Source organism: Rurimicrobium arvi, from assembly GCF_039540495.1.
Classification (GTDB): Bacteria; Bacteroidota; Bacteroidia; order Chitinophagales; family Chitinophagaceae; genus Rurimicrobium; species Rurimicrobium arvi.
In genome coordinates this window covers 1,190,348-1,203,700 of sequence record NZ_BAABEZ010000022.1, presented here as the reverse complement: position 1 = coordinate 1,203,700, position 13,353 = coordinate 1,190,348, and the positions used below count along the sequence as shown (strand labels likewise).

The 13,353-nt window shown below is 47.7% G+C and carries 15 protein-coding genes, 2 tRNA genes and 1 pseudogene; 11 read left to right on the top strand and 7 right to left on the bottom strand.

Features of this window, described 5'->3' with window-relative positions; translation table 11 throughout:
- Positions 1-24: 24 nt before the first annotated feature.
- From ABD846_RS12030 to mqnB, 3 genes are read right to left on the bottom strand one after another with little or no spacing between them, the layout of a single operon-like run.
- Positions 25-1,932, bottom strand: a complete 1,908-nt coding sequence (locus ABD846_RS12030) for a RecQ family ATP-dependent DNA helicase (protein WP_344827244.1) — start codon at positions 1,930-1,932, stop codon at positions 25-27.
- A 5-nt stretch (positions 1,933-1,937) separates the two neighbouring features.
- Entirely contained in the window at positions 1,938-2,768 is an 831-nt protein-coding gene (locus ABD846_RS12025; RefSeq protein WP_344827242.1) for a 1,4-dihydroxy-6-naphtoate synthase, read from the bottom strand.
- 34 nt (positions 2,769-2,802) lie between these two features.
- Complete coding sequence (gene mqnB / locus ABD846_RS12020) at positions 2,803-3,474, bottom strand: futalosine hydrolase (protein ID WP_344827240.1); 672 nt, start codon at positions 3,472-3,474, stop codon at positions 2,803-2,805.
- A gap of 67 nt (positions 3,475-3,541) precedes the next feature.
- On the opposite strand from mqnB, the gene ABD846_RS12015 reads away from it, so the two are divergent.
- The 4 genes from ABD846_RS12015 to ABD846_RS12000 all read left to right on the top strand — a co-directional run bounded on the left by ABD846_RS12015 (position 3,542) and on the right by ABD846_RS12000 (position 4,864).
- Positions 3,542-3,955 (top strand): 6-pyruvoyl trahydropterin synthase family protein, encoded by a 414-nt coding sequence (locus tag ABD846_RS12015; RefSeq protein WP_344827239.1) that lies wholly within the window; start codon positions 3,542-3,544, stop codon positions 3,953-3,955.
- A 41-nt stretch (positions 3,956-3,996) separates the two neighbouring features.
- The gene (gene folE / locus ABD846_RS12010) at positions 3,997-4,593 is read left to right on the top strand and encodes a GTP cyclohydrolase I FolE (protein ID WP_425568040.1); all 597 of its coding nucleotides are present in this window, start codon (positions 3,997-3,999) and stop codon (positions 4,591-4,593) included.
- A gap of 47 nt (positions 4,594-4,640) precedes the next feature.
- A tRNA-Pro gene (locus ABD846_RS12005) sits at positions 4,641-4,714 on the top strand.
- Between the two features lie 76 nt (positions 4,715-4,790).
- Positions 4,791-4,864, top strand: a tRNA-Pro gene (locus tag ABD846_RS12000).
- A 742-nt stretch (positions 4,865-5,606) separates the two neighbouring features.
- Here the strand turns inward: ABD846_RS12000 and ABD846_RS14775 are convergent.
- From ABD846_RS14775 to ABD846_RS11985, 4 genes and pseudogenes are all read right to left on the bottom strand, one after another.
- A pseudogene (locus ABD846_RS14775) lies at positions 5,607-6,440 on the bottom strand (recombinase family protein); the annotation flags it as partial.
- Positions 6,441-6,510: 70 nt separating this feature from the next.
- The gene (locus ABD846_RS11995; RefSeq protein ID WP_344827237.1) at positions 6,511-6,960 is read right to left on the bottom strand and encodes a recombinase family protein; all 450 of its coding nucleotides are present in this window, start codon (positions 6,958-6,960) and stop codon (positions 6,511-6,513) included.
- On the bottom strand, positions 6,957-7,217 hold the full coding sequence (locus tag ABD846_RS11990; protein WP_344827235.1) for a hypothetical protein: 261 nt from the start codon (positions 7,215-7,217) through the stop codon (positions 6,957-6,959). Before ABD846_RS11990 ends, ABD846_RS11995 begins: the two co-directional genes overlap by 4 nt.
- Before the next feature lie 355 nt (positions 7,218-7,572).
- Complete coding sequence (locus tag ABD846_RS11985) at positions 7,573-7,794, bottom strand: hypothetical protein (protein ID WP_344827233.1); 222 nt, start codon at positions 7,792-7,794, stop codon at positions 7,573-7,575.
- Between the two features lie 362 nt (positions 7,795-8,156).
- Here ABD846_RS11985 and ABD846_RS11980 point away from each other — a divergent pair, with 362 nt between their 5' ends.
- The 7 genes from ABD846_RS11980 (at position 8,157) to ABD846_RS11950 (ending at position 13,353) form a co-directional block, all read left to right on the top strand.
- Positions 8,157-8,363 carry a DUF4248 domain-containing protein gene (locus tag ABD846_RS11980; protein ID WP_344827231.1) on the top strand — a complete coding sequence of 69 codons (207 nt, stop codon included), beginning with the start codon at positions 8,157-8,159 and terminating at the stop codon, positions 8,361-8,363.
- Positions 8,364-8,682: 319 nt separating this feature from the next.
- A complete protein-coding gene (locus ABD846_RS11975; RefSeq protein ID WP_344827229.1) occupies positions 8,683-8,937 on the top strand; it encodes a hypothetical protein in 255 nt (84 codons plus the stop codon).
- A 3-nt stretch (positions 8,938-8,940) separates the two neighbouring features.
- Entirely contained in the window at positions 8,941-9,441 is a 501-nt protein-coding gene (locus tag ABD846_RS11970) for a hypothetical protein (protein ID WP_344827227.1), read from the top strand.
- Positions 9,438-11,333: a hypothetical protein gene (locus ABD846_RS11965; protein WP_344827226.1), complete on the top strand. Its 1,896-nt coding sequence runs from the start codon at positions 9,438-9,440 to the stop codon at positions 11,331-11,333. Before ABD846_RS11970 ends, ABD846_RS11965 begins: the two co-directional genes overlap by 4 nt.
- 30 nt (positions 11,334-11,363) lie before the next feature.
- Complete coding sequence (locus tag ABD846_RS11960) at positions 11,364-12,035, top strand: hypothetical protein (RefSeq protein WP_344827223.1); 672 nt, start codon at positions 11,364-11,366, stop codon at positions 12,033-12,035.
- Positions 12,036-12,140: 105 nt separating this feature from the next.
- Positions 12,141-12,851 (top strand): hypothetical protein, encoded by a 711-nt coding sequence (locus ABD846_RS11955; RefSeq protein WP_344827220.1) that lies wholly within the window; start codon positions 12,141-12,143, stop codon positions 12,849-12,851.
- A gap of 37 nt (positions 12,852-12,888) precedes the next feature.
- The gene (locus tag ABD846_RS11950) at positions 12,889-13,353 is read left to right on the top strand and encodes a hypothetical protein (RefSeq protein ID WP_344827217.1); all 465 of its coding nucleotides are present in this window, start codon (positions 12,889-12,891) and stop codon (positions 13,351-13,353) included.

The following is a 13,353-nucleotide window of genomic DNA, read 5'->3' as shown; positions in this document are numbered from 1 at the left end:
AAGTACATATTTTCCCTGACGCAATCAGGACCGGCCGGGAAGGGTGATATTCCCTAATCCGTCGGTGATGATCAGTCCGGATTCCGTCATTTGCCGGATGCATTCTATGGTTGCGGTGGTATCGGATGGGTTCATTGCATGCAGCAGTTCCTGAAGGCTGAGGCTTTCGTGTGTTTCCAGCAGTTGAACAATGCGTTGTTCCAGCGATGCTTTCGGCTCCGCAGGAGCCGATCTTTTTGCGCAGATGTAGCAATGGCCGCACCATTCAGGAGCCGTTTCGTCGAAATAGGCCAGCAGCATACGATTCACGCAGGTATCCCTGTTTTGCAGGAATGCGGTCATGCTTTCAGTGCGGAATTTTTCATTTTCACGCAGGCGCGCAATGCGTTTATGGTCGATGATCAGGTCCCGGGAAGGCACGCGGTAATGATGCACATGGATCATAGGGCCCGAATGAGCAGGTTTGAACTCGATCAGGTTCATGGCGTGCAGTTGCAGCAGCATGGTTTCGAGGTCGTCTTTCTTCAGTTGCAGTTTCCTGGCCAATCCGAATACATTTACCGGGACGGGATAATGGAAGATACCGGTATACAGGCGCAGCATGCCTGTGATCACAACCGACAGCCGCGGATACTGCTCCTGCACCTGGTCCAGTGTATTGCGCGAGGCAGTCACCTGTATCTGGGCCGGGCGGAACACCGCGTCGTTCAGACTCCATAAACCCTCCTGCGCGAGCAGGCGCAGCGCGTGTGTGGCCGGAACGGATTCCAGCCGGAAGTTTTTCAGGAATGTTTCAAGATCGAATTCGTAGTAGTCATCCAGCTCTGTTCCGGTAGGTATCTGCAGGAAGTCGCAAACGTACTGGTATATCCTGCGCAGGTAATCTTCAGGCGGGAAATGCTGTTCAACGCTTTCGCCCAGTCTCTGCAGATCATAATTGCCATACAGCAGGATCGCCCTGGATGGCTGTCCGTCGCGTCCGGCCCTGCCCGTCTCCTGGTAGTAGGCTTCGAGGTTTTCCGGGGACTCAAGGTGCAGCACCGTGCGCACATCCGGTTTGTCTATACCCATTCCGAAAGCGGTAGTGGCCACCATCACCTGCAATTCGTTTTGCATCCAGGCCTGCTGCACAGCATGCCGTTGTTCGCGCGGAAGTCCGGCGTGAAAAGCTGCAGCCTGAATGCCGTTCTGTTGCAGCAGTGCGCTCATCTCCTGCGTGCGTCGCCGGCTGCGGCAATAGATGATCGCGCAATGCTCGTTGTGGCGGAAGAAGTTTACCGTATCCTGGAGTTTGTTTTCCGTGTAGTGAATGGTGTAATGGATGTTCGGGCGTGCAAAGCTTTTACGGAACACCGCCGCGGTGCTGATGCCCAGTTGCTGTTGTATGTCGGCCAGTACTTTATGGGTGGCACTTGCCGTAAGTGCGAGGATGGGTATCTGCCGTCCTTCCTCCCGCAGTGTTTTGATCTGCAGGTATTCCGGCCGGAAATCATGGCCCCATTGTGAGATACAGTGCGCTTCATCCACGGCTATCAGCGCGATTTTCAGGTAGGGGAGTGCCTGACGGAACAGTCTGTTCTGCAGCCGTTCGGGAGACACGTATAATAATTTCAGCGTTCCTTTTTCCGCCTCGGCAAGGATACCCTGAACCTGCTGCGCACTGAGTCCGCTATGGAGGTAGGCTGCGTTGATGCCTTGTTCCTGCAGGCGTTGCACCTGATCCTGCATCAGGGAGATCAGCGGCGATACCACCAGTGTGAGACCTTCCATCAGCAGGGCAGGCACCTGGTAGCACAGCGATTTGCCTCCGCCCGTGGGTAGCAGCGCGATACAGTCGGCGCCTTTGAGGACGGTTGCTATGATGGGTTCCTGTAATTCCCGGAACGCATCATATCCCCAGTATTGCTGTAATACTTCCCTGGCGCTGCTCATAGGTATCAGTAGAATATATTTTCCGGCAGGTTTCCTGCTATCAGTCCGCCGGATTTTGCTTTCGAGAATAAAGTCTCTATGCTGTGCCTGCCTACAGGACCGAGGTCGGTAGAGAATTCATTTACATAGAGATTGATATGCTGGCGCATTACGGATTCCTCCATTTCCTGTGCATTTTCCTGCACGAAGGGAGAAAGTTCCGGGTAATGTTTCCAGGAATACTCCAGGCTTTCGCGGATCAGACGGTCCACATCGGCAGCAATGTTTGCCGGAAGACTGCGCCGGATCACGATACCGCCTAAGGGAATAGCGGCACGCATTTCGTTTTCCCACCAGTCGCCCAGGTCCATGATCTTATGCAATCCCCTTGCTGCGTAAGTGAAGCGGCTCTCATGGATGATCAGTCCCGCATCGAAACGCCCGTCGAGCACCGATTGCTCGATATCGCTGAATAATACTTCCGTTTTATCTTTTGCTTCCGGGTGAGCGAGGGACAACAGCAGGTTGGCCGTGGTTTTTTTGCCGGGGATCGCAATGCGGCAGCCAGCAAGTTCCGACCGTTCGATTGGCTGGCTGCTCACCAGCAGCGGACCTACGCCTTTGCCTAATGCACTGCCCGAATGCAGTAACGCATAAGGGTGCGCGAGATCCAGGTAGGAGCCATAACTGAGTTTGGTAATGTCGAGCTTTGCTTCAAATGCCCACTGGTTGAGCGTTTCCACGTCCTCCATCACATAGTCGAACGAATAGATGCCGGTATCGATTTTTTTGTTCACCAGTGCATCGAAGATAAAAGTATCATTGGGGCAGGGGCTGAAGCCCAGCGTGAGTTTCATATTTGTGGAAATTGCGACCGTAAAATTAGGGTCTTTATTTGCTAAAAAAATCCTGTAAATGCTGGTTCAGGTTCCTGATCGCCAATCCTATCTGCCATGCATCGCGGTCGCGCGGGGTTACGTAGTTGGATATGGCCCGTATCTGCAGAAAAGGCAGTTGCTGTTGCAGGCACGCGTAATGGAATGCAATTCCTTCCATGCTTTCGAGTACGGCACCGTATCTTCCGGCACGGGCGGCAATGGTGGGACTATGTCCGCTCACGGTATTCACGCTGATGGCGGGAACAAGGTCCAGCCCCATTCCTGCTTCAAACGGTTTCAGGTTCAATAGTTTTCCGTCCGTAAAAGGGTAGGTGTCCTTTTGCAGGAAGCCCAGTTCATATATATCTATATAAGCCCCGCGGTTCTCTGCGCCGAGATCTGCATAGCATTCCGAAGCAACGCCCAGTACCGAGCCCAAAGGTAGCTGCATATCGAAGCATCCGCCGATACCGGCCTGCAGCGCAGCATCGTAGGTATTGCGGGCAAGCGCAACGCCAAGATTGTAAGCTGTGCTCATCATGCCCACTCCCGATATCAGTATATCCACCGAATAGCGTTCATTCTGAAAGGAATGCTGCGCGACTGTCCGGAAATTGGCTTCCAGGAAGCGCAGCAAGGGCAGGATTTCGGCTTCTGTCGCAGACACTATCAATAAATTCTTCATCAGCTGCAAGTAAAGTTATTTTTTTGATAAGCAAGCAGAGGGTACTTTTGCGGACTAATTACAAAGCATGGTGTATCTGACACGGGTTGAGCATTTTAATGCAGCCCACAAACTGTATAACGAGTCCTGGACCGCCGAAAAAAATGAAGAAGTATTCGGTAAATGTGCGAATGCGAACTGGCACGGCCACAATTATGAGCTGCATGTAACCGTGAAGGGAGAGCCGAGTAAAGAGACAGGTTTCGTATGCAATGCGAAAGAGCTCGGAAGTCTCATCAAGCAGGTGATCGTAGAACAGGTGGATCACCGCAACCTGAACCTTGATGTTCCGTTTATGAAAGGTAAGTTCACCAGTGCCGAAAACCTGACCATCGCTATCTGGGACGAATTGCGGCCTCATGTGGAGCAGATGGGTGTGCAGCTGCATAAGCTCATGCTGCGCGAGACACGCAATATATACGTAGAATACTACGGTGCCTAAGCGGCAGTTTTTTTCTCCCTTCTAAAAAACATACAAGCAACGTGGCTTATAAAAAAGAAGAACATTTTGATCCGCATATTACGGATGCCCTGATGGCGCATTACCGTTCTTCGCTGGAATTGCTGGGTGAGGATGCGGACCGGGAAGGTCTGCTGGATACACCCAAGCGGGTGGCGAAAGCGATGCAGTTCCTTACACAGGGATACAATATGGATGCACGCCAGATACTTGAAGCGGCAAAGTTCCATGAGTCGTACAGCGAGATGGTGATTGTGAAAGATATAGAGCTGTATTCGCTTTGCGAGCATCATATGCTGCCCTTCTTCGGAAAGGCGCATGTGGCGTATATACCGAATGGGGTGATCACCGGGCTGAGCAAGATTGCCCGGGTGGTGGACACGTTTGCGCGCCGTCTGCAGGTGCAGGAACGTCTTACGCACCAGATCCTGGATGCGATCCAGGAGACGCTGCAGCCAATGGGTGTGGCAGTGGTGATTGAGGCACAGCATTTGTGCATGATGATGCGCGGAGTGCAGAAGCAAAACAGTGTAACGACGACCTCGGCGTTCAGCGGACAGTTTGAAGCGCAAGAGACACGTAGTGAGTTCCTTCGCTTAATTTCTTCGAAGCTGAATTAGTTTTTTTCAAACAAAATTTTTACTTTTGCGGCCCTCCCTGAGGAGTTCGGGACGTAGCGCAGCCCGGTAGCGCACTTGCATGGGGTGCAAGGGGTCGCTAGTTCGAATCTAGTCGTCCCGACCGAACGAAAGAAGCCTGCGCGAGCAGGCTTCTTTTTTTATCCAATGGAGTGAAGTATTTATAGTATTGAGTCCTTCGGGATGTAGCGCAGCCCGGTAGCGCGCTTCGTTCGGGACGAAGAGGCCGCTGGTTCGAATCCAGTCATCCCGACTTGACTTGACAAGGTAGCAGAGATGCTACCTTGTTTGTTTTTATCCTCCTCTGAAACCCGCGCCAGGCTTGCGAAAAGCGCAAAGACAGAATTTACTTTCTCGGTTCGAAATGCCTGTTTTTCCAAATTATAGTAAACACCGTCCGGAAATACCAGTTTTTGTAATGCCTCTTTTTGTTTTGCAGTGCTGGAAGTCCATGTAGAAGCGAGTTTCACGGAAAGTTGAGCTGCTGTTTCAAGCAATTTTGTAAGGTTCGAACTCATCGTTACAACATTGTTTATTTCCTGTGTGATTTCAGCTCGCTGATCAAGGTATTTGAGTTTAAATTTCTGATAAGTTTCTCCGGACATGGTACCTTTTACATGAAAATTTTCATCAATATTGTCAAGGTACCCTTCAATCTCGGACAATCTCTTTTTTAATTCCTGATGGCGCTTGGCATCGTCCTGGTTCTTCTGATAATGATAAGCCGTCATGTCCTTTATAAGCGGCTCAACGAACTCTTGCTTTATGGAGTAGGTACTTAGGAACTCGATAAACTGTTCGTTCATCGTTTTGGCGCTCTTGTTGCATTTACAACCTGTTGTCCGACATTTGTAATAGTAGAGGTTTTTAGCCTTAACTATATAACCGGTAAAAGCGTTACCGCACCTGTCACATTTGGTAAACAATTTTAATGGGATTTCGTCACGTTCATTTTGATGGTAGGTACCAAACTTTCCTTTTGCCTCCGCTCTAACCTGATTCACTTTCAGAAATACCTCTTCGGTAATCAGTTTAGGGTGAATTCCTTTTACCACTTTACCGTTAAGCATTTTATTTACAATGATACCGGCATAAAAGGGGTTAGAGAATATCTGACTTAATTTCTGTTTGTAGGTGGTTACCCCTAATGTTTTCAATCTACGAAGTATTTCTTCATTTGATGTGCCGCTTAGCTTCCACGTAAATGCTTTTCTGAGTTGCTCTCCGGTCTGGTTGATTACAATCTCGCGTTTCCCATTGATCATAATAGCATCATACCCTAAAGGCGGACGCAGACACCAAATCCCTTGCTCCAGATGTTCCTTGGAACCGGCCATTGTTGCCTGCCTGCGCAGTTCATTATCATATTGGGATATGAGCAGCTCCATATTCTGATGAAATTGCCCTGTTGGGGTAGCTGTATCGGTTGGCTGGGTTACCGCTAATACACGTACTCCATAATTGCGACGTAAGTCTGCAGCCAGTTTGATGGCACCCCCGCCTGTTCGGCTAAACCTTGATGTCGTATAAATAAGTATATAGCCTATGCGTCCTTTTTTCTTTTTGATATATTCGAGCATGCGCTGGAATTCCTTCCGCCCGTCCGTTTTTGCGGATTCAAATTTGCCACCAAAAGAAGCATGTACTGTAAAGCCATTTCTTGCCGCATATTCATCGATTGTTTTATTCTGGAAGTCCAGACTAAGGTTAGTATCCTGCTGTTCTTTTGATGATACCCGTGTGTATTTTACCGCTTCTTTAAAATCTTTTTCAAAGACCGGTTGACCGGAAAGTTTAGCGAATCGTTGAAATGATGATAAGTCTGCCATATTTTATTTTTTTGAGTGAGCTTTCTTAAGAAGATTTTTTTTGTTTGATGCAAACTCAGTTGAGAGTATGTTAAGGCTCCATGATTTGCGTCAGGTATGCTGGAGTCGCATATTCTGCGTGGTTGGTTACAGTCAAAACTTGCACTCCGTAAAAACTTTTAAGGTCTGACGCCAGTTTGATAGCGTTGCTACCGATTCGGTTAAACCTCGAATTGTCGTAGATAAGTATGTAACCTATCTGGCCTTTCCTCTTTTTTATATAATCCAGCATTCGCTGAAATTCTTTTCGACCGTCTGTTTTTGCCGATTCAAATTCTCCGCCGAAGGATGCGCGGACTGTAAAACCATTGCTTGATGCATATTCATCAATGATTCTGTTTTGTGCATCGATGCTCAGGTTGGTATACCGTTGTTCTCTGGACGCTGAGCGCGCGAATTTCACTGCTTCTTTTTGATCGTTTGCAAAGGCAGGCTGTTCTCTTATTGTTGCTGATTGCTGAAAGAATGATTCGTTTTTCATGCTGCTAAATTTTGTTGGTTGTTTTGTTGTGGATTTAGAATAGTGCTTAGTTTCCTTTTTGTTCCTGTCTGCTCGCTGGCGATGCCATAAAGTAATTCTGCTAACAGATGCAGGTTACTTGTAATTTCCTGAGCCTCCTGCTCTGTCAGTTGTTCACAACCGGGGTAGGTTATTAACTCCTGGGCGGTGAGCCGATTGTTTTCTTCGCAGGACAAGTCAACTTCTGGTATTACCTCCTTCACCTTTTTCTTATTCATGTTAAGAAGTGTTTGTGCTTTTAATCCGCTAGTCGCTCCAGATGGCTTAAGCCTTCCTGATGATTATCGAATTGAGGATAGTAATACACCCATATTCCGATGCAGTCATCACAGTTAGTAAACACCCCCCCTGTTGAGAAGTTGTATTGCTCAAGCACATGGACAAAGGCTACAACATTATCCTTGTGTACGTAGAATTCTTTTGCATTCCTTTAGGGCTTTTTCTTTATATGCAAATATACAAAAGGTTGATTATCAATAATGTGTATTTGAAAAATTGTGCCTCTGAAACAAATAATTAGCTGATTTTAAGCGGGGTTTGAAAAAATATCTGGTTACAATAGCATCCGAGGCACTACAGTTTCTGTAAAAAACCTTCGATCCGCCGCACTCCTTCACATTGATGCGGCTTTGCCAGGTTTACAAACAGTGCGAGTTTTAAAAACTGGTGATCTTTACTGACGTGGTTTATCTTAAACCTGATACGGTGAAGCCATATAATGCTGAGCACCTCTATAACGAGTATTGCAGGAATGGAAAAGTGAAACGTTTGAGACGCTTTTAAAGTTGAACGCATAGACATTTGTTTTTTGCGGGTTAAAAAATGTGCGTTTTGCAACGCCGCTTGCCTGCAAAGTGCTAACAAGCGAAGTGTGCGATTCAACATTTGGCAACTTTTAGTACGATTCAGTAACATTTTATATCATTCTGCAACATTGCTGTATTGCCAGGTGTAATAGATCCGTGAAAAAGCCGGTTAAATTTGTAATGAGAGGCGCAGATAATCTGTAAAGAACGTAGTGTATCCGTAATGGTACTATGCCGTGTAACTCTTTGCCACAGCGTTTCTTGTAAAATTTTATAGGAAGTAATAATGTTTTACAAGAAAGTTACAAATAAGGTTCCCGCCGTTTACTTTTGAAAAAAGATCATCGGAATATGTTTGAGATAAAAGCTTACACGCGCAAGGAACTCGCTCAGTTGTACTTCCCGGAATTCAACAGCAGAAGCGCATACATGCTGTTTCGCAAATGGCTTCTGGAGCATAAAGACAAGCATCCGGAGTTTTTGGAGCAGTTACGCTTCAGGCATGTTTTCCGAAAAAGTGATGTTGAAAAAATAGTTGAGATCCTGGGAGAGCCGTAATGCGGCTCTCCTTTTTAATGCATTTTTTTTTCAACAAACACCGCTGGCTTTTTGATGTAGTATTTTGAAGCAGCCATTCCGAATAATCAAAATGCCCCGATAGTAAAGCGTTTGGTGTTCTACATAGTGTACTACATTACTTTTTGAACAGTTAGAGCTATATAGAACTGCACCCGCATCATACGATGTCAATTGTTTCGAAATGATATAAAATGTTATTGAATTGTACTAAAGGTTGCTGAATCATATCAAATGTTATTCCGCCCTTTTTCGCTCACCTCATCTTTGTTTCACGATCAGAAAAAAGATCAAAACAACGATGCACCATTTTACCTCCAACGATCATTCTCCTTCGGAACAGCCCTCGTTATTTGGAACTACTTCCATCTGGACAGTAGCATTCAGTACCATAGGCGGTGTGTATAAGGCTCAGGCCATCCCTCATTTGCTCATGGACAGCCTCACCCTGGACGGAAGTATTGCCGTAATGTCCTATGCTTTTATCAGTGCCGTGGTTGGTTACTGTACCAAGAAAGGACTGGATTATGTGTTCGCCAAATTCAGAAAGAAATAAGCCATGCATCCTGCGGTCAAGATAGGTATCGGTGTTGGTGCGTTCCTGATAGTGAACCGTATGCTCCAGTTAAATAAGCTGGTGGCTAATGTTACCGTTGCTTTATCCAAAGTCCGCGTCCATAAGGTAAACCTTTCAGGCATTGAGATTGCTGTTACGGCCAAGATCAACAACCCTTCAAACGTATCAGTTACTATCGTTAACCCGGTAGTACGGCTTTGGGACAGTAAGGGGAACATGATTGCAGAAAGCCCGGCTACAGGGAAAAGCTTTCCTATTGCTGCCAACAGGCAAAGTGAAGTGGGGGAAATCATGCTTCCGGTAGGCTGGACAGCAGTCCTGCCTTTAATGGGAGTAAAGAATATTACCAGCCTTGTGCAGCTTTTTTCAAAGAACGGAACGACCGGATTGCTTCATGCATTCAGCAGTCCGGTTGCGATGACGGTTATCATGCAGGTAGATGGAATGACCCTTGAAACTCCTAAAACGGTTATCAACAAATGATGCGGATTTTAGACAGGGAGTACCACCCGGATTATGAGATCAGCAGCGGGCAGCGGGTTATCCGGGAAGACGGTGCACGGTTTGATTTCCTGTTTCCCAAGGCAGCGATAACGGATAAAGTCGTTTCTGAAGATGGGGAGGTTAAGGACACTCTCAAGGTAATAGACCAGGTTGTCCGCACCACGCTGTCTCAGACAGCAAAGATCGCGTCCGTACTGAAACAGGATACACTTGAAGATACGCTGCGTGCTGTGTGGGAATTCTTGTACCACAATATCCAATACCACCTGGATAAACCGGGAATGGAAGAGTTGCGCAGCCCGCGCAGATCCTGGAACGACCGGCTTAAAGGAATCGATTGTGACTGTTTTTCGATTTTCTGTTCTTCAATACTGTGCAATCTCGGCATTCCGCACCGTTTTCGCATAACCCGTTATTCGGCTGCGCACTGGCAACACATATATGTGATTGTACCTAAAGCAAGCGGCAACGCTTATTACACAGTGGATGCAGTACTGGGGCGGTTTAACTACGAGAAGCCTTTCACGCAAAAAATGGATTATAATATGCCATTAGACGGAATTAAAATCGCTGTTCTTGACGGCGTAGAAGATACTTCGCCATCCGTAAATGATACCGGCAGAATAGTAATGAACTCCATGCAGCTCGCTGCTGCGAATAACACGGCATTACATGCCGCCATATTCGGAGTAGACTTACAGGGGTTAGGTATCCTGGATGGCGAACAATATTTACTGGGAGCGGTCAAAGACCCGCAGATAGAGCGCGGCCTGTACCGCTACCTGGTAGCCACCCGGCAGGCAATTGCTGAAAACCCGGTAGCCTCTTACGTAGCAGGCTATAACCATGACGAGATACTGAAGATGCTTGATTATGCTATCCAGTATTGGTTTACCGACAAACGCGACCAGGCGCTAGGCCAGCTTATTGCTAATGAGGCAATGCTTGACCAGTTGAATGGTTTTGGCAATCTGGATGGCCTGCTCAGTGACGATGAATTGTACGGTGATGATGATATTCTTACGGGTGAAGACGACTATCAACTCGGAAAGGCAAAGAAAGGAAAGCCCAAGAAAAAAAAGAAAGGCTTTTTTAAAAAGGTAGGCGGTGCGATAAAAAAGGTCGGTAAAGGACTGATGCGCTTTAACCCTGCCACCATTGCTGCCCGTAACGGCTTTCTGCTGGCGCTCAAACTCAATATCGGCAAAATGTCCTCGCGGCTGAAGTGGGCATATGCGACGCCAGAACAGGCAAGTGCAAAGGGAATCAGTGCTAATACCGTAGCCAAAGCCAAAAAGGCATTGGAGAAAGTAGAAAAGCTGTTTGAAAAGATCGGCGGGAAAAAGAGTAACCTGAGAAAAGCGATCCTGGCAGGTAAAAAGGGTAGCCTGAGCGGATTGGGAGACCTGGGTATCATCCCGGTTGCAGCTGCGGTTGCTGCCGCCACTCCGTTGATTACTGCTGTGATCAAGATCATGAAGGATTCCGGACTGGCTAAGAAAGACGAAGTAATAGACATTTCCAGTACTGAAGGAGCAGCAGTAGAAGATGACGGAGTGAGCTTTGACGACAACAATACGGCTGCGGCCTTACCGGAGGCACGCAGCACGGCGCTTACGGTTATGGACGCAGGAGAGAGCACCACTGGGGATGAACCGGTTGACGGGCTGGGCAGTATTACAACCGGGGCGGTGAAGTTTGCCCAAAACAATCCCTTGTTAAGTCTGGCCATTGGTGGTGCTGTCATGTTCGGAGTGTACAAACTGTTATCCGCAGATGATCATAAGGATCACGCACCATCCACACCTGCGCTTTCCGGTCCATCGGGCAGGCATCCTCCAGGGAAACCCAAAACATTCCATCTGAGTTAAACGATTTCTAACAACTTAAACTATCATACAATGGCGACAACAACAGCATTAGGCATACCGGGCAGGTCTGCCGGGCTTAAAGATGTACTGAAGCAACTGGCACCGATGATGCAGCATGTAGGCGGTTTTGTATTGGGAAACGTGGCAATTAACGGCATTAATCTTGCTGCTAAGAAATTTGCCAATGTTGACCTGACCGATACAACGCAAAAAGGAATGAAGCGACTATTGCCGGTTCTTCCCCCCGTAGCAGTGGCAGCAGGTTCTGCCATAGGATCACTGAAAGTAGACAATCCCGTTATTAAAAATATCCTTCAGGGTGCAGCCATAGCGGGCGCGTATAAAACTGTAAAAGCGGCTCTTCCGGGCGTAAGCATACTGGCCGGGGATGGCGGGCTTGGACTGACACCAGTTTCGGCTGTATCCAACACAGACCGCTGGCTTTACCACGAACGCACTCCTGTTTCGGGGATGGGCTTTCCTGACCTGGGAGCCGTTCAACCACCTAACGGTAGCTCCGGTTATTATATAGATGCACCGGCGTATATGGGTGCAGCGGACATAGATCCGAACCAAGGAGGTGGCTATTTTAATGGCGGAGGCGCGGATGATCAGTTCTATGGTCAGGATGACGACCTCAGCGGCCAGGACGATGAAATGTCCGGACAATTTTCCGGGTCGGATGACTTTGAAATGCTCTAAGGTGTTCCTTTCTTTTTATACAAGACCGCTCCTGTTTTAGTCTTAATCCTTCTTAGCCTGTTCCGGATACAGGAGCCGGGAACAGGCTTTCTCAAAAACACAGTTATGTTTACATTAGGTCAGATCAATGACAGCGAGTACAACCTGCTGGGCGCAATGAATGAAGCGGATTTTCTTGGCGCGGTGGAACAGGCTCCGGCAGAAGAGAAAGCACGGTTCTTTCGCAAAACAAAGGAGATTGCCAAGCAAAGCGCGGGTAAGAACGCAAGGGGCAGCCGCAGTGATTTTGAAACCCGCATTAACCTGCTGCCTAAAGATATACAGAAGGGTCTTGCGAGCAAGTCTTTGCAATCAGTAGATATTTCCTACTACGCGGTAAAGGATATTGCAAACAGCAAGGTGGTGAAGATGCTGCGCGATGATGATAATAAGACGGTAGGCTATACCAATATCAGCTCTGCCAAACTTGAAAAGGGTGCGTTCTTCCTGCTGCATGGCATGCGCCTGCTGTACGGTATCTCAGACCAGAGCATAACGAACCCGCTAACTGTCAATTTCTCCATCATACCGGACTTCCTGCGTAATGGTGAATTCGAGTTCAAGGCGAACGGTGCGGTATTGATCCCTAATACTACGCTGGAGGTTTTCAATACCAAAGGCAATGCGCAGCTGGTGGAAGGAACCTATATCCTTGATAATCCCAAGCTGATCCGTGACCAGCAGACCATAGAGATGAACCTGGAATGGGGTACTAATGCACCTCAGAACGCTTACCTGAAGCTCATCCTGATCGGTACTACAGTTGTGAAAGCATAAACGAGCTTTTCGGGTAACATTTTAAGTCAAGCGTCAGATGAAAAACAATAAATTCCAACGCATCCGGCTGCGGGTGTCCGCAGCCGGAGAGACGATCAGGTTCAACGCAGTTTGCGATAAGGGCTACCGCAGCCTGAAAGGCATTTTTGTATCCCTGCCGCAGGACAAAGCGATCCAGGGTGCGACCTTAGGTTTCCGGCTCAATAACGTGGAAGTGCTCGATGACGGCCACGAGGTGAAAAATCTTACAGCTTCCAACAGTGTTGCTCCCAATAGTAAATTCTTTGTGTTCCCCGAAAAGATAGACGCATCCAGCGGTAGTATTGAGGGGCGGTTTACGGATGGCAGTAAATATCCGCTGTTGGTGGATAATGGCGAAGATACAGGCGTGTATGATCCGGGTAAGGTAGATTTTAAGAACCTGTCCGGCTACAACACCAATCCTTATGGTGTGTTATTTCCCTATGATGTTATTATCAATATCTGGCTTTCCAACGATTAA